The organism is Streptomyces triticagri, from assembly GCF_003429565.1.
In the GTDB taxonomy this organism is placed as follows: Bacteria; Actinomycetota; Actinomycetes; order Streptomycetales; family Streptomycetaceae; genus Streptomyces; species Streptomyces triticagri.
In genome coordinates this window covers 63,402-82,011 of the sequence record NZ_QUAK01000149.1, presented here as the reverse complement: position 1 = coordinate 82,011, position 18,610 = coordinate 63,402, and the positions used below count along the sequence as shown (strand labels likewise).

Sequence of the window (18,610 nt, the reverse complement as noted above, 5' to 3'; positions counted from 1 at the left end):
CGGCGCCGGTCACTCGCGGGGCGTCTGCGCCTCGCCGCGGTCGCCCGCTTCGGCGGCCTCCCGCTGGTGACCGCGGCGGGCGTCGCGGTCGAAGATGCCCATGATCTCGCACGGCCCGCCCTCGGCGCCGATCGCGTGCGGCAGCATCGTCGGGAACTCGGCGGCCTGGTTGGCCTCCATGCGGAAGCGCCGGTGGCCGAGCATGAGGACGGCGGTGCCGGACAGGACCACCAGCCATTCTCGGCCCGGGTGCGCGCGCATCCGGGCCGGGTTGTCGGGCGGCGGTTCGGTCATCCGCTGGCGCATCACACTCATCCCGGGATCGCCCTTCACGGGCCAGCGCATGATTCCGTGCGCGCCGTCGATCATCGGGCTGATGACGACGTCGTCGGCGGCGTTCTCCACGAGCTGGTCAAGGGATGTGTCCAGGGCGCGGGCCAGGGTGACCAGTTGGTCGAGGGCGAGGCGTCGCCGGCCGTTCTCGATGCGGCTCAGCGAGGACTGACTGAGGTTCGCGCGGGTGGCCAGCTCCTCCAGGGACCAGCCCTGGGCGACCCGCAGAGCGCGGATTCGTTTGCGTACGAGGCTGTCCAACTGCCCATCTTCTTGCGTCATGGGCAACATCGTATGCCCTGTCGGCAATCCGGGCTTAGCGTCGAGCCACCAGTCCTCACCTCGACTCCCCCATCGCATCGCCCCGGCGACCGGCACGCTCCGGCACTGCTGCGGCATGCCTCGCTCGGGGCCTTCGGAAGGAAATGATGCGTACTCACCAGCATCCACAGGCGGCAGACGCAAGCGACGCGGACGCACCCAATGCGCGCCGGCTGCGCACGATCCTGATCGCCGTCTCCGTCGCGCTGATGGCCGTCATCGCGTCGGTCTCCGGGCTGAACGTCGCCCAGACGCACATGGCCGTGGAGTTCGGCGCCTCGCAGAGCACCGTGCTGTGGATCATCAACATCTACACCCTCGCCCTGGCCGCACTGCTGCTGCCGCTCGGCGCGATCGGTGACCGCCTGGGCCGCAAGCCCATGCTGGTCGCCGGGCTGGCCCTGTTCGGCGCCGCCGGTATCGCGGCAGGACTCGCCCCGTCGGCCGGGGTGATGATCGCCGCCCGGGCGGCCGCCGGCGTCAGCGCCGCGATGATCATGCCGATCACGCTGGCCGTCATCACCAGTACGTTCCCCGAGGAGCAGCGGGGCAGGGCGATCGGTGTATGGACGGGCGTCGCCGGAGGCGGCGGCATCGTCGGCATGTTTCTGTCCGCCCTCCTCGTCGATGTCGCCGACTGGCGGTGGCTGTTCCTCCTGCCGGTGGTACTGGCCGCCGTGGCCCTGGCGATGACACTGAGGTCGGTGCCCAACTCCCGTGAGCGCTCGGCGCATTCCTTCGACACCATCGGTGCGCTGCTCTCCGTGGTCGCCGTGACCGGCCTCATCTTCGTCCTGCAGGAGGGACCCGAACGCGGCTGGACCGCACCGGTGCCCCTGATCGGTCTGGCCGTCGGCGTCGTCGCCGCCGCCGTCTTCGTCGCCCGGGAGCTGCACCGCCGCGACGCCGCACTTCTCGACGTACGCCTCTTCCGTGAGCGCGGCCTGGCCGGCGGCTCGATCACCCTGCTGGTCGTCTTCGGCGTCCAGGCGGGCATCGCCGTCGTGCTCTTCCCCTTCTTCCAGGCCGTCCTGGGCTGGTCCGGGCTGCTGTCCACGCTCGCGATGATGCCGATGGCCGTCATGATGATGCTGACGTCCGGCCTGGCTCCCAGGACGGCCGCCAGGATCGGGGCACGCGCCACCATGGCCGCCGGTATCGCCCTGGCCGCTCTCGGCCTGGCCCTGATGGCGCTGTTCGTCTCCGTCGAAGGCGGCTACCTGTCCGTCCTGGCCGGCATGCTCGCGATGGGCATCGGCATGGGCCTGTCGATGACGCCCTCCACCGAGGCCATCACGGCCTCGCTGCCCCGCGCCCAGCAGGGAGTCGCCTCCGCGCTCAACGACGTCACCCGGGAGTTCGGCACCGCACTCGGGGTCGCCGTGCTGGGCGCGCTCCTGGCCGCGGGATACCGCAGCGCCATGGACGACAGGCTCGACGGCGTACCGGGCCCGGCCGCGGACACCGCACGCGAAGGCATCGCCCATGCCGTCGAGGTCGCGCCCAGGAGCGGCTCGCACGCGCCGGAACTGCTGCACGCCGCACAGCAGTCCTTCGTCGACGGCTGGCAGCAGTCCATGTGGGTGGGCGCCGCCGTACTGGCCGCGCTGTTCGCCCACATCGTCCTGCGCGGCCCGGGGGATCGAACCCCGGCGGGGTGATCACCGGGCGGTGGATACCGGCGCCTCCTGACTATCGCGAAGGCAGCGTGAGGATCTCGGCCCCGTCCTCGGTGATCGCGATGGTGTGCTCACTGTGGGCCGTGCGGCAGCCCGTCGCGCTGCGGAGCGTCCACCCGTCGGGATCGGTCACGAGCTGCGCGGTGTCCGCCATGATCCAGGGCTCCAGGGCGAGCAGCAGTCCGGGCCGGAGCCGGTAACCACGGCCCGGGCGACCGGAGTTGGCCACATGCGGGTCCTGGTGCATCGTCGAGCCGATGCCGTGGCCGCCGAACTCGGTGTTGATCGCGTACCCCGCCGCATCGAGGACCGTCCCGATCGCATGGGAGAGATCGCCGATGCGCGCCCCGGGCCCGGCGGCGGCGATCCCCGCGGCCAGTGCGCGCTCCGTCGTCTCGATCATGGCGACGCTCTCGGCGGGCCTCGCGTCGCCCACCAGGAAGCTGATGGCCGCGTCCGCGGCGACTCCGCCCCGGGAGACGGCGAGGTCGAGGGTGAGCAGATCACCGTCGGCCAGTGCGTAGTCGTACGGGCGGCCGTGCAGCACCGCGTCGTTGACCGCGGTGCAGACGTAGTGGCCGAACGGGCCGCGGCCGAAGGACGGTGCGTAGTCGACGTAGCAGGACTGCGCTTCCGCCTCGAGGATCATGGCCTGCGTCCACCGGTCGATGTCCAGCAGGTTCGTGCCGACCGCGGTGCGGCTCCGCAGTGTCTGCAGGATGTCGGCGACCAGGGCGCCCGTGTCCTTCGCCCGGTCCAGCAGCGTGGAGTTCAGGATCTCGATCATGCGGCGCCTCTCCGATGCGGCCAATAATTATACCGGCCATACTATACCGGTACTACAATCGGCGGCATGGTCAGGTTGCCGCTCACCCCCGCAGAGGTCGAACGCGGACAGCGCCTCGGTGCGCTCCTCCGTCGCGCCAGGGGACATCGCTCCATGCTCGAGGTCGCACTCGACGCCCGCGTCTCGCCGGAGACGCTCCGGAAGATCGAGTCGGGCCGCGTCGCCACCCCCGCCTTCCCGACCATCGCGGCGATCGCCGACGTCCTCGGCCTCTCCCTCGACGCGGTGTGGGCGGAGATCAGCGGGCCCGAGAGGCACGCCGGGCAGAGCGCCGCCGTGCCCGACCGCGGGGCTCAACTGCCTGCATGACCGGGCCGGTCACCCGGACGCCCGTCAGCCACGCAGCGCGGTACGCGGGCGTCAGTCGGCCGCGGTGACTCGGCGCACGCTGTCACGGAGCAGCTCGCGACGGCGCTCGTGCAGTTCGGCGGCCTCGCGGTCGGTGGCCGCGTAGACATTGCTCACCGGGGACCAGGCCATGGACATGGCGATCACCATGGCCATCAGGTCGAACGGGTCGCCCGCCCGGACCCGCCCGGCGGCCTGGGCCTCGGCGATCGCAGTGAGCTTGCGGTCGTCGTAGTGCTCGTGGGTCTCCACCAGGTGACCGGCGGGCCGGCGTTCGAGGCGGGTCCAGGTCGCGAGCCGGATGAGGTCGGGGCGGCGCAGATACTCGTCGTAGAGACGCACGGCCCAGCCCGCGAGGTCGTCCGCGTCGATGGGGACGACGTCCGTGATGCGCTCGAGCGAGTCGAGGAAGATCGCGTCGAAGAGCTGCTCCTTGTCGCCGAAGTAGGCATAGAGCTGGGCCTTGTTGGTGCGCGCGGACTTCACGATGCGCTCGACGCGGGCACCGGCGATGCCGTGCTGGGCGAACTCCTCGGTCGCGGCTTCCACGATGCGCCGATAGGTCGCGGCGCCTCGCGAGGTCTGGGGCTGTTCCGGCATGCGCCGACCCTAGCAAACAGAACAGTTGGTTTGCCTTGCCGCGTCATCACACCTAGCCTCGACAGCGCACATAGACCGAACAGTTCGTTCTGGAGGCGCTGCTGTGCGTACGACCACGGGTTTGCGGGCGATCGGACCGGACACGCTGCGCCGCGTGCCGCTGGAACGCCGTGACCTGCGCCCGCACGACGTGGCGGTCCGGGTCGACTACTGCGGCGTCTGCCACACCGATCTGCAGGCGCTGAGCCAGTACGACCCGCGCGCCGGGACGCCGCTGGTGCCGGGCCACGAACTCACCGGTGTGGTGAGCGAAACGGGCTCCGAGGTGACCGCTTTCACCGCCGGCGACCGCGTCGCGGTGGGCAACATCGTCGACGCCTGCGGGGCGTGCGCCATGTGCACGGCGGGACAGGAGAACTTCTGCCACTCCTTCCCGACACTGACGTACGCCGGCACCGATCGGCAGGACGGGACGACCACACTGGGTGGCTTCTCGCGTGAGTACGTCGTGCGCGACGCCTTCGCCCACCGGCTTCCCGACGGACTGGATGCCGCCGCCGCCGCGCCCCTGCTGTGCGCCGGAGTCACCGTGTGGGAGCCGCTGCGCGCACTCGGCGTGGGTACGGGCACTCGGGTCGCCGTGGCGGGGCTCGGCGGACTCGGCCATCTCGCGGTCAAGTTGGCGGTGGCACTCGGTGCCGACACCACGGTGCTCAGCCGCACCCCGGACAAGCGCGAGGACGCCCTGCGGCTCGGCGCAGGCGATCTCGTCGTCTCCACGGACGAGGCGCGGATGGCAGCCGTACGCGACAGCTTCGACGTCGTCATCGACACCGTCTCCGCGCCCCACGACCCGGCCCCGTATCTGAAGCTGGTGGCGATGGACGGCACGCTCAGCCACCTCGGGCATCTGGGGCCGGTCACCGTCGAGGTCATGGACCTGCTCGTCGGACGGAAGAAGCTCAGCTCCGCGGGCAGTGGCGGCCGCGCGGGGACGGCCGAGATGCTCGACTTCTGCGCCGCGCACGGCATCGTCGCCGATGTCGAGGTACTTCCCTCGGCACAGGTCGACACGGCACTCGCCCGGCTCCGCCGCAACGACGTCCGGTACCGCTTCGTACTGGACATGGCGGACCTGGACCGGGCTCCGGACGGTGAACTCGACCGCCGCTGAGAGCGGCTCGGCCGGGTGGCCCGGCCGCCGTGTCGTCCTTCCGTGGGCTTCGAGGCCGTATCCGGCGTGCTCCCGCACCGGCCGGACACCGGCTCGGTACCGTCCGCCGGCATGGACACCCTCATCTTCGGCGGCCTGCTCGCCACCTGGCTGGTGCTCTATCGCCGGCGCGGCCGGACCGTACTGCTCGTCTGCTGGTGGGTCGTGATCGCGGCCGTCGGGGTGCTGCTGTCGCACCACATCACCAGCAGCCTCGGTCTCGGGCTGAGTTACTGACATGGCCGCCACGACCGCATACCTCCGGGACACCGAGGCGGCCGGGCCGCTCGGCAAGGTCCAGTACTGGTTCGCCTGCCTCTTCGCCGCCGGCTGGACGGCCATCGTCTGCACCGGACTCGGGGTGCAGTTCATCAGCTGGGACTACCCCTGCCCGCTGTGCATGATCCAGCGGATGTTCATGCTGCTCGCCGCGCTCGGCGCCGGGGTGATCGTGCGCAAGGGCATGACGGGCGGCATCACCGGCCGCGACTACATGATGGGCTGGGGGCTCGCCCTGGTCGCCTGCATCGGCGGCGGCTTCACCGCGTGGCGCCAGACGATGCTGCACATCCTGCCCGGCGACGAGGGCTACGGCAGTCCGGTGCTCGGTCTGCACATGTACGTGTGGGCGTGGATCCTCTTCATGGCCTCGGTGGTGGCGATCGGTGTCGTCATGGCGCTCGCCCATCTCACCTCGGACAACGACATCCCCTCGTCCGGTGCGTACCGGATGCTCGGGCTCGGCGTGCTCTGGTTCACCGGCGTGGTCATCGCCGTGAATCTGGTGGCCGTCTTCTTCGAGGAGGGCTTCCACTGGTTCCTGCCGGACGACCCCACGCGCTACGAGTTCTTCTATCAGGTGGGAATCCTGGACTGACCGCGCTCCGGGCCGGCGGGCAGATACGGCAGCCGGAGGCGGAGTTCCGCGCCGCCTCCCTCGCCGGCGTCGCCGGCGGTCAGACGGCCGCCGTGGGCGCGGGCGGTCTGCTGGGCCATGGCGAGGCCGAGGCCCGAGCCGGGCAGGGCGCGGGCCGAGCGTGACCGGTAGAAGCGGTCGAAGACATACGGCTGGTCCTCGGGCGCGATGCCCGGCCCGTGATCGCGGACGGTGAGGATGAGGTGCTCGGCCTCGGCCGTCAGCGCCACCTCGACCGGGCCGCCGGGCGGCGAGAACTTGGCCGCGTTGTCGAGGAGGTTGGTGAGCAGGCGATCGAGCCGGGCCGGATCGCCGTGTACCAGCCGCGGGCTCTTGTGCACGGCGACCCTGAACACCACCGAGGGCCAGTGTCCGCGCGCGGACTCCACGGCTGAGCGCACCAGTGCGACCGCGTCGACCGCCTCGGCCTGCGTGGGCGGCTGCTCTCCTCGGGCCAGCTCGATGAGGTCGTTGACCAGTCCGGTCATACCGCGTGCCTGGCGCACCACAGCGGCGCAGGCGCGGTCCCGCTGGGCCGGGGAGAGCCGCTCGGACCGGCCGAGCAGTTCGGCGTTGGCGCTCAACGAGGTCAGGGGCGTGCGCAGTTCATGGGATGCGTCGGCGACGAGCCGGCGCCGGGCTTCGACGGAATCCTCCAGGGCCTCCAGCATGCCGTTGAAGCTTGCGGCGAGCCGGGTGATCTCGTCCTCGCCGCGCCCTTCGGGCAGCTCGATGCGGTGTCCGGCGTCGCGGGTCGACGTGATCCGCTCGGCGGTGGCGGTGAGGCGGGCCACGGGTGCCAGACCGGTGCGCGCGACCCAGTATCCGAGTCCGGCGGCGAGCAGCACCGCGCCGCCGCCGAGTCCGGCGAACAGCCAGGCGGCGCGCCGCTCGGAGCGATCCACGCCGTCGGAGCGGAGCGCGACCTGGACGGCGCGGTCGGTGCCGTGGTTCTGGGTGAGGACGAGAAGCGGGTGCCCGTCCACGGTGCCCGTGGAATAGAACGGCCCCTGCCGGCCGGCGGCCGCCTCGCGCACCTCGTCGGTGACCGGCAGCAGATGGTCCCCGCGATCACGGTCCGGGTCGGCCGGCACGAGCTGGGCGCAGGCCGGCGCCGCGAGGTAGCGGCATTCGCCGGAGAGCGTTCCGTACTCCGCGGGCTCGTCCCGGTCGACGCCGAGGCGGGCCACCGACTGGGTGAGCTGCAGCCGCAGTTGGCGTTCCAGCTCCCAGTGCACGATCGCGTACGCGCCGGCGCAGAGCGCGACCGCCACCACGGCGACCGCCGCGGATGCGGCCAGGGTGAGACGCCGGCGCAGGGGTGCACGACGGCGCCGGCGGGCGCGGTGCCCGCTCACCGGGTGTCCAGGCGGTAGCCGACGCCGTGCACGGTGTGGACGAGGCGCGACGCGCCGTCGGCCTCCAGCTTGCGCCGCAGGTAACCGACGTACACGGCGAGGGAGTTGGAGTCGCGGCCCAGGTCGCGGCCCCAGACGTGCTCCATCAGGGTCTCGCGGGTGAGGATCTGCCCCGGGTGTCTGAGGAGCAGTTCGAGCAGCGCCCATTCGGTACGGGTGAACTCGAGGGAGCGGCCGCCTCGCCGGCCCGTCCGCGTCGCGGGGTCGACCGCGAGGTCGGCGAAGCCGGGCGGGCCGGGTGCCACCGGGTCCGGGGTCGCTCGGCGCAGCAGGGCCCGCAGCCGGGCCAGCAGTTCGTCCAGGGAGAACGGCTTCACCAGATAGTCGTCGGCGCCCGCGTCCAGGCCGTCGACCCGGTCGTGGACCGAGTCGAGGGCGGTCAGCACCAGGATCGGCGTGCGGTCGCCGAGCGCCCGGAGGCGGCGGCAGACGGCGAGTCCGTCGAGTACCGGCATCATCACGTCGAGGACGAGTGCGTCCGGCTCCCCGGCGGCGACCTCGGCGAGTGCCGCATGGCCGTCGGGCGCCGTGTGCACGGCATAGCCCTCCAGGGTGAGGACGTCGTCCAGGGCGGCCCGGACCTCGGGGTCGTCGTCGACGACCAGGATCGTGGTGCGCATGCGGACCAGCATGCCGAAACCGCTCTTAAATACCTCTTAGACCGCTCCGCCAGCGTTGCGGCATGACTGTTGAGCAGACTCTCTCCGTCGTCATCGGCGCGGGCGGTACGGGTGGGCACATCTATCCCGGGCTCGCGATCGCGGACGCCCTGCGGCGGGCGGTGCCCGATGCCGTCGTCTCGTTCGTGGGGACCACACGCGGCCTGGAGTCGCGTCTGATCCCCGCGGCGGGGTACCGGCTCCACACCGTCGACATGATCCCCTTCGACCCGTCGCTCGGCGCGCGCCGCTACCTGCTGCCCGCCGCCCTGCTGCGCTCCGCCGGGCAGGCCCGCGCGGTGCTCAGGGAGCAGGGCGCGCAGGTGGTGGTCGGCATGGGCGGGTACCCGAGCGCCCCGGCGATGCTCGCGGCGAAGCTGTCCGGGCTGCCCTCGCTCGTCCACGAGTCGAACGCCGTGCCCGGCCGCGCCAATGCCTTCGCCGCGCGGCTGACGCCGCACATAGCGCTGGCCTTCGAGCACGGGCGGCAGCAGCTGCCCGGCGGCGAGGTGATCGGCATGCCGCTGACCGGTCCGCTGGCCGGCCTGGACCGGGCGGCCCTGCGGCCGCAGGCCCGCGCCTCCCTCGGCGTCCGGCCGGACGAGCGTCTGCTCCTGGTGAACGGCGGTTCCCTCGGCGCCGCCCGACTCACCTCGGCGACGCTCGACCTGGCCGCGCGCTGGGCCCGCGAGGGGCGCCCGTACCGGCTGCTGATCAAGACCGGGCCCGCGGGCCTCGCGGACGCTCGCAGTCGACTCCGGGCGACCGGTGGCGACTTGCTCGCCCATGCGGTGCCGTATCTGGACCGGATGGACCTCGCCTACGCGGCCGCCGATCTGGTGGTGTGCAGGGCGGGGGCGGCGACGGTCGCGGAGCTCGCCGCGACCGGTATGCCGGCGGTCCTGGTGCCGTATCCGCATGCGCCCGGCGACCACCAGACGCACAACGCACGCGTCGTCTCGGACCCCGGTCAGGGTCTGCTGCTGCCCGACCACCGGACCAGCGGCGAGAGTCTCCACCGGCTCGTCACCCCGCTGTTCGAGACGCCGGAGCGGCTCGCCGCGATGGCGCACTCCGCGGATCCCGGCGGGCATGCGGTGGCGGCCGACCGGATCGCGCTGCGCGTGCTGCGGCTCGCCGGGCACGTCCCGCGGGCGCGGCGCAGCACATCCCACTGACGTACGCCATGCGGCGCACCCGCCGGCGCGCCGCCCTCCCCGACGAAACGAGAAGGAACCATCATGCACAGCCCCTGGCACGGCCGTAAGGTCCTGGTCACCGGAGCCGAGGGATTCATCGGCTCGACCCTGGTCGACCTGCTCGTCGAACTCGGCGCGCAGGTACGGGCGTTCACGCACTACAAGCCGTACGCGGAGAAGGGCAATCTGGCTCATCTGCTGCACTCCGGCGATGTGGAGACGGTCAGCGGAGACGTCCGTGACGCGGGCCGGGTGATGGACGTCGTGGAGGGCTGCGACACCGTCTTCCATCTCGCGGCGCTCATCGGCATCCCGTACAGCTACGACTCCCCCGGCGCGTACGTCGCGACCAATGTCGTCGGCACCGAGAACGTGGCCGAGGCCTGCCGCCGGCACGCGGTCCGCCGGCTTGTGCACACGTCCACCAGCGAGGTCTACGGCACGGCGCTGACCGCGCCGATCGCGGAGGACCACCCGCTGCAGCCGCAGTCCCCCTACTCGGCGTCGAAGATCGGCGCGGACATGATGGCGCTGTCGCACGCGCACGCCTTCGAGCTGCCCGTCACGGTCGTACGGCCCTTCAACACCTACGGTCCACGGCAGTCCGCCCGTGCGGTGATCCCGACGATCCTCGCCCAACTCCACTCCGGGGCCCGGGAGATACGCCTCGGATCGCTCACCCCGACCCGGGACTTCACCTATGTCACCGACACCGCGGCCGGCTTCCTCGCGGCCGCCGCGTGCGACCGGGCGCTCGGTGAGGTGGTCAATCTCGGCTCCGGGCAGGAGATCGCCATCGGCCGGCTGGCCGAGGAGCTGATCGCCGCCTCGGGCCGGGACGCGGAGGTCGTCGTGGACCCGTCACGGCTGCGCCCTTCGGGCAGCGAGGTGCACCGGCTCCTTTCGGACAACTCCCGTGCACTGCAGTGGACTTCCTGGCGGCCCGAGGTCTCCCTCGGGGAAGGGCTCCGGCGCACCTCCGCGTGGGTCGAGGAGAACCTGCACCTGTTCGCCGCGGACCGTTACGCGGTATGAGCCGCGCAGGTTCCGGGGTGGCCGGCGGAGTCGTCCGCCGGCCACCGACCCGTCCGGTGTGCGTCAGCCCGCGTCGTCGAGCCTCAGGTGGAAGTCGTCCAGCGTGAAGTGGAAGATGCCCCAGGTGATGTGCTCCGCACGACCACCGTCGACCCAGTGGTCGAGGCCCTTCTTCATCTGGCTGAGGTACTCGTGGCTGACCTTGCGGGCCAGGCCCTCGGCCTCCTGCTGCTCGGTCTCCTTCAGGACGCGGGCGTAGTGGGCCACCAACTGCTCGCGGTGCTCGTCGAACCCGCCGTCGACGGCGGTGAATCCGAGCCGGGTCAGCTCGCGGCGGTAGAAGGCGGGTGAGCCCATGTCGTCGAGGTGGATGCGGTCGAGGATGGGCTGCAGCACACCGCTCGGACAGTCGTCGGCCGCCATCGGGTCGGTGAAGACGAGCTGTCCGCCGGGACGCAGCACCCGGGCGATCTCCTCGAGGACGCGGACGCGGTTCCCGCTGTGCAGGAAGGCGTCCTGGGACCAGATGACGTCGACCGAGTCGTCCGGGTAGGGGATGTCCTCGAAGGACCCGTCCACGACCTCGATCCGGTCGCTGAGCCCGCTGGCGGAGTTCAGCTCCTCGTGCCGCCGGTTCTCCACCTCGCTCAGGTTGAGCGCGAGGACCCGGCAGCCGTACGTGCCGGCCAGGTACCGCGCCGAGCCGCCGTACCCCGAACCGAGGTCGAGGACCACGGAGCCGGGCTCGAGGTCCAGCTTCTCCGCCATCCGCTGCACGGTGCGGCGGCTGGCGTCCGCGATGGGTTCCTCGGAGCTCTCGTAGAGGCCGATGTGGATGTCCTCGCCGCCCCACACGGCGGCGTAGAAGGTGTCGGCGTCCGACGAGTTGTAGTAGCTGCGGGCGGTGCCGACCGCTCCCGAGTACCGGCCTTCCTTCTCGTCGTCCATGCGGTACTCCTTCTCTGCCACGTGCACGAAGAAGTCCGGCTGCTCACCGCGGTAGGTGTGCTGGAAGTCGCCGTACGTCTCGATGTGCTGGAAGCCCACCTCCGACATCAGGCGGCGCACGTAGTCCTTGCGCAGCGGGAACATGTTGAGGTGGTACACGGAGTCGTCCGGGAACTCGTACCGCATCCGGCACAGGCCCTCGTCGACGTACTCCGGCGCCACGCTGACGTCCTCGCCGCAGTAGTAGTACGTGTGCTTGCTGGTGTAGCCGTCGTCCAGGATCGCATCGTAATTGCGCTGGTCGAGGATGAGGATTCCGTCGTGCTTGAGCATGGCGTAGAACTCGGCGAGCGCCTTGCGCCGGTCACGCTCCGAGAAGAGGTGCGTGAAGGAGTTGCCGAGGCAGACGATGGCGTCGTACTCGCCGTGGACGTCGCGATTGAGCCAGCGCCAGTCCGCCTGCACCACGCGCAGGATGTGGTCGCCCTGCTTCATGCCGTTCTCGAAGGCCATCGCCAGCATGTCCGCGCTGCCGTCCGCACTCACGGTGTCGAATCCGGCGGAAAGCAGTCGCACCGAATGAAATCCGGTGCCGGTGGCGACGTCGAGCACACTCTTCACGCCCCACTTGCGCAGCAGGTCGATGAAGAAGTTCCCCTCGCTCTCCTCTCTCTTCTCCCAGTCGATGAGGGAATCCCATTTCTCGACGAAACTCGGGACGTATTCCTCGGTGTAGTGCCCGGTCTCGCGTACTTCTACGGGGTTGTCGCCGAACTCTTGGGCCGATTGCACGGTGGAGGAACCCTTCCGTTGTGGGAGTGTTGCCCGGGCACGACAGTCCCGCCACGGCTCGGTCTGTGGCCCCGGGTGCGCACGGTCTGAGCGCATGGCTATCCAGGGAACGCCCGTTCTATGCGCCCAACAGCCGTATACATATGCGTCGTTGACGCGAATCGCCGCCCTGGCCAGCGGGTTTCCCGGCGGAGATTCTTTCTCGGAGAGTGAGACGGAACAGGTGCCGTCTGACGTCGGTCGGTGGGTGGGGATACGATCCGGAGACCGGCCGACGCTCCCGGGACAGCGAGGCGTGACGACAGCAGGCGTCCCCTTGCTGCCGCTTCCGTTCTCTCTCCTTGGAGTTCTCATGACTCTCCTCACCACCTGGCCCGAATCCGGTCCGGAGACCGAGGTGCGCCGCACCGCCGACCCGGTCGCGATCAAGGAAGCGCTCGCCCCGATCGGGGTCCGCTACGAGCAGTGGCCGATCCGCGAGGACGTACCGGCCGACGCGGACAGCGACACGGTGTTCGCCGCGTACGGGCCCGAGATAGCGAAGCTCAACGCGGAGGAGGGCTTCACCACGGTCGACGTCCTCGGTCTGCACCCGAGCGACGACCCGGAATTCCCCGTCAAGGCGAAGGCCGCACGGGAGAAGTTCCTGCAGGAGCACACGCACGACGACGATGACGAGGTGCGCTTCTTCGTCTCGGGCTCCGGGATCTTCTATCTGCACGTGGACGGCGAGGTGCACGCCGTGCTCTGCGAGAAGGGCGATCTGCTCGGGGTGCCGCGCGGTACGACGCACTGGTTCGACATGGGTACGCGCCCGTCGTTCACGGCGATCCGGTTCTTCCACGAGGAGGACGGCTGGATCGGCAACTTCACCGGCGACCGGATCGCCGACCGCTTCCCCGACTTCGACACGATCGCCGCGGGGCACCTGGCGTGAGTGTGCAGTACGACGTGGACGCAGTGGTGCTCGACATCGAGGGCACCACCAGCGCCACCGGGTTCGTGGTCGACGTCCTCTATCCGTACTCCCGGAAGCGCTTCGGTGCGCTGCTGACCGAGCGCGCGGACGAGCCCGAAGTGGCGCGCGCGATCGGACAGGTGCGGGATCTGATCGGTGAGCCGGACGCGGACGCGGCCCGTATCGAGCAGGTCCTGAACGGCTGGCTCGACGAGGACCGCAAGGCCACACCCCTGAAGACCCTGCAGGGCATCGTCTGGGCCGAGGGCTTCGCACGCGGCGATCTGGTCTCGCACTTCTACGACGATGTGCTGCCGGTGCTGCGCACCTGGCACACGGCGGGCATCGGGCTCTCGGTGTACTCGTCGGGGTCGGTGGCCGCGCAGCGTGCGTGGTTCGCGAGCAGTCCCGAGGGCGATCTGCTGCCGCTGGTCGACGGCCTGTACGACACCGAGAACGCGGGGCCCAAGCAGGAGGCGGAGTCGTACCGCAGGATCACCGCGGCCCTGGGCGTGCCCGCCGGGCGCACCCTCTTCCTGTCCGACCGGCCCGGCGAGCTGGACGCGGCGCGCGCCGCGGGCTGGCGGGCCGTCGGTGTGCGGCGCCCCGGAGAGCCGTACTACGAGCAAGGCGTCGGCGACCACCCTGCGGTGGCGACGTTCGACGAGATCACCCTGAGCACGAGGAGCACGCAGTGACGACGACGACCGGGCAGCTCGAGGAGGCCGGGGCGATACTCGCCGAGGAGTCGGCGCGGTTCGCCGGGTTCGGCTGGATGCGCGGGACGTCCGGCAATCTGTCCGCCGTCCTGTCGCGTGACCCGCTGCGTCTCGCGGTCACGGCGAGCGGGCACGACAAGGGTGAACTGACGTCCTCGGACGTGGTGTTGGTGGACGGGGACGGCGCCGCGGTGGACGGCGGGAAGCCGTCCGCGGAGGCCGAGCTGCACGCCCGGGTCGCGGCGCTCACCGGTGCGAACGCGGTGGTGCATGTGCACACGGTGGCGTCGGTGGCGATGGGCCGGCGGGAGCCGGGCGGCATCGTGTTCAAGGACCTGGAGATGCTCAAGGGCGTCGGGCAGCCCGCGCACGACACCGAGGTGACGCTGCCGGTGATCGCCAACAGCCAGGACATGAAGGTGCTCGGCGACCGCCTGGAGGCGGCGCGGGACGAGCGGATGCCGGCGGTGGTGGTCGCCGGGCACGGCCTGTATGTGTGGGGCGACTCGCCGCGGCAGGCGCGGCACCACACCGAGGTCGTGGAGTGGCTGCTTGAACTCGCTCTGACCGAGCGGTAGTTCGCGCGCAGGGGGCGCCCGCCCGCCGGCTGTCAGGCCAGCCGCTCCCCCGGCAGTTCGCCCGCCGACACCTCGAGCACTCCGCGCTCGGTGACCAGTCCGGTGACCAGGCGGCCGGGTGTCACGTCGAAGGCCGGGTTGTGGCCCCGTGACTCGGCGGGTGCGGTGCGGACCCCGCCCCACTCCAACACCTCGTTCTCGCCGCGCAGTTCGATGTGGATGGCGGAGCCGTCCGGTGTGGCGAGGTCGACCGTCGTGGTGGGCGCGGCGACCAGGAACGGGATGCCGGCGTCCGCGCAGGCGAGGGCGATGCCCACGGTGCCGACCTTGTTGGCGGTGTCGCCGTTGGCCGCGATGCGGTCGGCGCCGACGATCGCCGCGTCCACCTCGCCGCGCAGGATGGTGCCGGCCGCGGCCCCGTCGGCCTGGACGCGGTGCGGGATGCCCTCCTGGACCAGCTCCCAGGCGGTGAGGCGGGAGCCCTGGAGCAGCGGCCTGGTCTCGTCCGCGTGGACCAGCTCCACCAGGCCGCGGGCGTGCAGTTCACGGATGACGCCGAGGGCGGTGCCCCAGCCGGCGGTGGCGAGGGCGCCGGTGTTGCAGTGCGTGAGGAGCCGCAGCGGCCGGTCCTCGGCGACCCGCTCGATCAGCCAGTCCGCGCCGTGCACGCCCATCGCGCGGTTGGCCTCGACGTCCTCGCGCTGTACGGCATCGGCCTCGGCGAGGACGGCGTCCAGGCCGTCGTCGAGCCGGGCCGCCACACGATCCACGCACACCATGAGATTCACGGCGGTGGGTCGGGCCGCCCGGATGCGGGCGATCCCGGCCCGCAGCCGCTCGCCGTCCCAGTGCTCACGCTCGGCCTGCAGCAGGGCGAGGGCGACGCCGTACGCACCGGCCGCGCCGATCGCGGGGGCGCCGCGCACCACCAGGCGCTGAATGGCGTCCACCAGGCCGTCCACGTCGCGGACCCGGAGGGTCTCGGTGCGGTGCGGCAGGGCGGTCTGGTCGATGAGTGCGAGGGCATCGCCGGTCCACTCGACGGCGCGCAATTCCTGGGACATGCGGTTCTCCTGAATCTCCGGGCGCGGACACCGCGGTCGGGGCGCCCAAGGGTGCGCGACACCGTACATGACCAGCGCGAACCACAGTTCGAGACACTCGCGCAGGGGTACGAGCGGCAGTGCTACCCTCCTGCTCCACCGCACCGGGACAGCGCCGGTACGACACCGGGACGACAACGGCGAGGAGGGCCCGTGCTGCTGACGATGCGCCGCTTCCTCGACCACGGCCGGTGCTCAAGCGACGCCTGTTGCGGCTGAACTCGCACCCGGCGCACCTCTGTCCCCGTAAGACCCGCATTCCCTTCTCCCCAGCAGCACCACGTCCGGAAGGCCCCGTCATGCCTGGTAGATCCCGCCGCACTCTGCAGTTCGCCGCACTGGCCGCCGGCACCGCGCTCGTACTGACGGGCTGCAACGCCGCCGCGAAGAAGGGCGAATCGGGCGAGAAGGGGTCGAAGGCGTTCACGCTCGTCACCCCCGATCCGGTGGGTCAGAACGAGTTCCTGAAGCTCGCCGTGACCGGAGTGAAGTCGGCGGCCAAGGCGCACGGCGGCACCTCGAAGGTGTACCAGAGCTCCGACTCGGCCTCGCAGCAGCAGAATCTGCAGGCCGCGGTGGACGCCGCCCCGGACGCCGTGGTCCTTGTCGGTTTCGAGTTCGCGGACGCGGTGGCCCAGCAGGCGGAGGCGCATCCGAAGCAGCAGTTCCTGATGGTCGACGCCTGCACCAAGGAGTCGTTCGAGAATGTCGCCTGTGCCACATTCCGTGAGCACGAAGGCGTGTTCCTCGCGGGCGCCGAGGCGGGGCTGCTGAGCAAGAGCGGCAAGGTCGGCGCGGTGGACGTCCTGGACACCCCGCAGTTCCGGCGCTACAGCGATCCGTTCGCCGCGGGCGCGAAGCACGTCGACGCCAAGGCCCGGGCCAGTACGCGATTCGTGGGCGGGCAGTCGCCGTTCGACGACTCGGCGCGCGCCAAGGAGCAGGCGGGGTCACTGATCGCGAAGGGCACCGACCACATCATGGCGGCGGCCGCGGCGGGCAACTACGGCGTGTTCGAGGCGGCCAAGGCGAAGGGCACCTTCGCGTACGGCGTGGACGTCAACCAGTGCCCGTCGGCGCCCGGCACCGTCGTCGACAATGTGGTCAAGCGCACCGACGTCGCGGTCCGTGACGGCATCAAGCACATCCTGGGCGGCGACGCCGGCAAGAACGTCTCGTACGGCCTCGAGGAGGGCGGCATCACGCTGACCGGCCTCGAAAAGGATGTGGCCGGCTCGAAGTGCGTGATCGCGAAGCACGAGGATGTCCTGAAGAAGATCGCGGAGCTGCGTGACGAGATCGTGGACGGGAAGCTGAAGGTCGATGACCCCGCAGCCGCCTGACCCGTCCGAGCCCGCCTTCGAACTCATCGGCATCAGCAAGGAGTTCCCCGGCACTCTCGCCAACGACCGGGTCGACCTGGCCGTGCGCCGCGGCGAGATCCACGCCCTGATGGGTGAGAACGGCGCCGGCAAGTCGACGCTGATGTCCGTCCTGTACGGGATGCTGCGCCCGGACGCAGGCACGGTGAAGGTCGACGGCCGCGAGGTGTCGTTCGCCTCACCGGGCGATGCGATGGCCGCGGGCCTCGGCATGGCGCACCAGAGCTTCAAGCTGTTCGACTCGCTGACGGTCACCGAGAACGTGGTGTACGGGGCGGAGCCGCGACGCTACGGATTCGTCGACCGGGCCGCGGCGCGCCGCAGGGTCGCCGAGCTCGTCGAGGCGCACGGACTCGCGGTGGACCCGGACGCCCGGGTCGGCGATCTGCCGGTGGGTGTGCGCCAGCGCGTGGAGATCCTCAAGCTCCTGCACCGGGGCGCCCGTACGCTCATCCTCGACGAGCCGACCGCCGTGCTCACCCCGTCCGAGGCGGACGCCCTTTTCGGGGTGCTGCGCTCGCTGACCGACGCGGGCCGCACCGTCGTCCTGGTCACCCACAAGCTGCGCGAGGTCCTCGAGGGCAGCGACAACGTGACGGTGATGCGGGACGGCCGCGTGGTCGCCCGCCTCCGTACCGCCGACACCACGGCGGACGAGATAGCCGCGGCGATGACGGGCCGGTCCGTCGCCCTCGACCGGGTGTACGAGACCGGCGCGCCCGGCGAAGAGGTGCTGCGGGTGTCGGGCCTGACGGCGGCCGGTGTGCACGACGCCGAACTGACCGTGCGCGCGGGCGAGATCGTCGGGATCGCGGGTGTGGCGGGCAACGGCCAGAGCGAACTGGTCGAGGCGCTCGCCGGTCTGCGGCAGGTCGACTCGGGACGGGTCATGCTCTCCGGACGTGACATCACGCACGCCTCGGCCGCCCGACGCCGCGTGGAGGGACTCGCCTACGTACCCGAGGACCGGCATGCGGTCGGCACCGCGCCGGCCGCATCGGTGGCCGACAACCTGGCTATGGGACACCACCGGACGGCCCTGTCCCACAAGGGAGTTCTGCCGCCGAAGTCGGTGCGCGAGCACGCCGTGAAGCTGATCGAGCGATTCGGCGTCAAGGCGTCCTCGCCCGGGGTGGCGGCGAGCGCCCTTTCCGGCGGCAATCTGCAGAAGCTTCTGATCGGCCGGGAGATCGCGCACGACGCACCGCTGCTGCTCGTCGAGCAGCCGACCCGGGGTGTCGACATCGGGGCCGTACAGAACATCCATGAGCAGCTGATCGCCTATCGCGACGCGGGGCACGCGGTGCTGCTCGTCTCGGCCGAGCTGAGCGAGGTGCGCGGTCTCGCCGACCGGATCCTGGTGATGTACGAGGGCCGGATCGTGGCCTCGTATCCGAAAGGCGAGGCCGATGAGCGGACACTCGGGCTCGCGATGGCCGGTGGTGTCGACTCCGCCCGGCCGGAGGCAGAGGCGGAGCCGGTGGTGCCGGCCTCCCGCACCGCGCCGACGGCGCGCCCCGAGGAGACCGCGCAGACCGCGCAGACCGAGAAGGGGGCCTGAC

The 18,610-nt window shown here is 71.1% G+C and carries 19 protein-coding genes; 12 read left to right on the top strand and 7 right to left on the bottom strand.

Going from position 1 to position 18,610, the window contains the following annotated elements:
* Positions 1 to 9: 9 nt before the first annotated feature.
* A complete protein-coding gene (locus DY218_RS24725) occupies positions 10 to 615 on the bottom strand; it encodes a helix-turn-helix domain-containing protein (protein WP_199566845.1) in 606 nt (201 codons plus the stop codon).
* A gap of 146 nt (positions 616 to 761) precedes the next feature.
* Between DY218_RS24725 and DY218_RS24720 the strand changes: the two genes are divergently transcribed.
* Positions 762 to 2,315, top strand: coding sequence for an MFS transporter (locus DY218_RS24720; protein ID WP_128558463.1), 1,554 nt, complete (start codon positions 762 to 764; stop codon positions 2,313 to 2,315).
* A 31-nt stretch (positions 2,316 to 2,346) separates the two neighbouring features.
* Here DY218_RS24720 and map read toward each other — a convergent pair whose 3' ends face one another.
* Positions 2,347 to 3,120, bottom strand: a complete 774-nt coding sequence (gene map, locus DY218_RS24715; RefSeq protein ID WP_128558346.1) for a type I methionyl aminopeptidase — start codon at positions 3,118 to 3,120, stop codon at positions 2,347 to 2,349.
* A gap of 66 nt (positions 3,121 to 3,186) precedes the next feature.
* Here map and DY218_RS24710 point away from each other — a divergent pair, with 66 nt between their 5' ends.
* Positions 3,187 to 3,489, top strand: a complete 303-nt coding sequence (locus DY218_RS24710) for a helix-turn-helix domain-containing protein (protein ID WP_128558345.1) — start codon at positions 3,187 to 3,189, stop codon at positions 3,487 to 3,489.
* Between the two features lie 51 nt (positions 3,490 to 3,540).
* Here the strand turns inward: DY218_RS24710 and DY218_RS24705 are convergent, their stop codons facing one another.
* A complete protein-coding gene (locus DY218_RS24705) occupies positions 3,541 to 4,128 on the bottom strand; it encodes a TetR family transcriptional regulator (RefSeq protein WP_128558344.1) in 588 nt (195 codons plus the stop codon).
* A 103-nt stretch (positions 4,129 to 4,231) separates the two neighbouring features.
* Between DY218_RS24705 and DY218_RS24700 the strand changes: the two genes are divergently transcribed.
* The 3 genes from DY218_RS24700 (at position 4,232) to DY218_RS24695 (ending at position 6,218) form a co-directional block, all read left to right on the top strand.
* Complete coding sequence (locus tag DY218_RS24700) at positions 4,232 to 5,302, top strand: NAD(P)-dependent alcohol dehydrogenase (RefSeq protein WP_128558343.1); 1,071 nt, start codon at positions 4,232 to 4,234, stop codon at positions 5,300 to 5,302.
* A gap of 111 nt (positions 5,303 to 5,413) precedes the next feature.
* Complete coding sequence (locus DY218_RS34620) at positions 5,414 to 5,578, top strand: DUF5993 family protein (protein WP_199566844.1); 165 nt, start codon at positions 5,414 to 5,416, stop codon at positions 5,576 to 5,578.
* A gap of 1 nt (position 5,579) precedes the next feature.
* The gene (locus tag DY218_RS24695) at positions 5,580 to 6,218 is read left to right on the top strand and encodes a disulfide bond formation protein B (RefSeq protein ID WP_128558342.1); all 639 of its coding nucleotides are present in this window, start codon (positions 5,580 to 5,582) and stop codon (positions 6,216 to 6,218) included.
* Here the strand turns inward: DY218_RS24695 and DY218_RS24690 are convergent.
* On the bottom strand, positions 6,197 to 7,615 hold the full coding sequence (locus tag DY218_RS24690; RefSeq protein ID WP_128558341.1) for a sensor histidine kinase: 1,419 nt from the start codon (positions 7,613 to 7,615) through the stop codon (positions 6,197 to 6,199). The two genes, DY218_RS24695 and DY218_RS24690, sit on opposite strands and share 22 nt — an antisense overlap.
* Positions 7,612 to 8,295, bottom strand: a complete 684-nt coding sequence (locus tag DY218_RS24685; protein WP_128558340.1) for a response regulator transcription factor — start codon at positions 8,293 to 8,295, stop codon at positions 7,612 to 7,614. Before DY218_RS24685 ends, DY218_RS24690 begins: the two co-directional genes overlap by 4 nt.
* Positions 8,296 to 8,357: 62 nt before the next feature.
* Here DY218_RS24685 and DY218_RS24680 point away from each other — a divergent pair, with 62 nt between their 5' ends.
* A complete protein-coding gene (locus DY218_RS24680) occupies positions 8,358 to 9,512 on the top strand; it encodes a UDP-N-acetylglucosamine--N-acetylmuramyl-(pentapeptide) pyrophosphoryl-undecaprenol N-acetylglucosamine transferase (protein WP_128558339.1) in 1,155 nt (384 codons plus the stop codon).
* 63 nt (positions 9,513 to 9,575) lie between these two features.
* Positions 9,576 to 10,568: an SDR family NAD(P)-dependent oxidoreductase gene (locus DY218_RS24675; protein WP_128558338.1), complete on the top strand. Its 993-nt coding sequence runs from the start codon at positions 9,576 to 9,578 to the stop codon at positions 10,566 to 10,568.
* Positions 10,569 to 10,631: 63 nt separating this feature from the next.
* On the opposite strand, the gene DY218_RS24670 is transcribed toward DY218_RS24675, so the two are convergent.
* On the bottom strand, positions 10,632 to 12,308 hold the full coding sequence (locus tag DY218_RS24670; protein WP_233521889.1) for a glycine/sarcosine N-methyltransferase: 1,677 nt from the start codon (positions 12,306 to 12,308) through the stop codon (positions 10,632 to 10,634).
* A gap of 352 nt (positions 12,309 to 12,660) precedes the next feature.
* Here DY218_RS24670 and DY218_RS24665 point away from each other — a divergent pair, with 352 nt between their 5' ends.
* The 3 genes from DY218_RS24665 to mtnB are packed head-to-tail and all read left to right on the top strand — an operon-like array spanning position 12,661 to position 14,563.
* A complete protein-coding gene (locus tag DY218_RS24665) occupies positions 12,661 to 13,245 on the top strand; it encodes a 1,2-dihydroxy-3-keto-5-methylthiopentene dioxygenase (protein WP_128558336.1) in 585 nt (194 codons plus the stop codon).
* The gene (mtnC, locus tag DY218_RS24660; RefSeq protein ID WP_128558335.1) at positions 13,242 to 13,964 is read left to right on the top strand and encodes an acireductone synthase; all 723 of its coding nucleotides are present in this window, start codon (positions 13,242 to 13,244) and stop codon (positions 13,962 to 13,964) included. Before DY218_RS24665 ends, mtnC begins: the two co-directional genes overlap by 4 nt.
* Positions 13,961 to 14,563: a methylthioribulose 1-phosphate dehydratase gene (gene mtnB / locus DY218_RS24655; protein WP_128558334.1), complete on the top strand. Its 603-nt coding sequence runs from the start codon at positions 13,961 to 13,963 to the stop codon at positions 14,561 to 14,563. Before mtnC ends, mtnB begins: the two co-directional genes overlap by 4 nt.
* 32 nt (positions 14,564 to 14,595) lie before the next feature.
* On the opposite strand, the gene mtnA is transcribed toward mtnB, so the two are convergent.
* Positions 14,596 to 15,627 (bottom strand): S-methyl-5-thioribose-1-phosphate isomerase, encoded by a 1,032-nt coding sequence (mtnA, locus tag DY218_RS24650; RefSeq protein ID WP_128558333.1) that lies wholly within the window; start codon positions 15,625 to 15,627, stop codon positions 14,596 to 14,598.
* Positions 15,628 to 15,965: 338 nt separating this feature from the next.
* Between mtnA and DY218_RS24645 the strand changes: the two genes are divergently transcribed.
* Together DY218_RS24645 and DY218_RS24640 are read left to right on the top strand one after the other, a co-directional pair.
* Positions 15,966 to 17,009, top strand: coding sequence for a BMP family ABC transporter substrate-binding protein (locus DY218_RS24645; protein ID WP_128558332.1), 1,044 nt, complete (start codon positions 15,966 to 15,968; stop codon positions 17,007 to 17,009).
* Complete coding sequence (locus DY218_RS24640; RefSeq protein ID WP_128558331.1) at positions 16,990 to 18,609, top strand: ABC transporter ATP-binding protein; 1,620 nt, start codon at positions 16,990 to 16,992, stop codon at positions 18,607 to 18,609. Before DY218_RS24645 ends, DY218_RS24640 begins: the two co-directional genes overlap by 20 nt.
* Position 18,610: the final 1 nt, after the last annotated feature.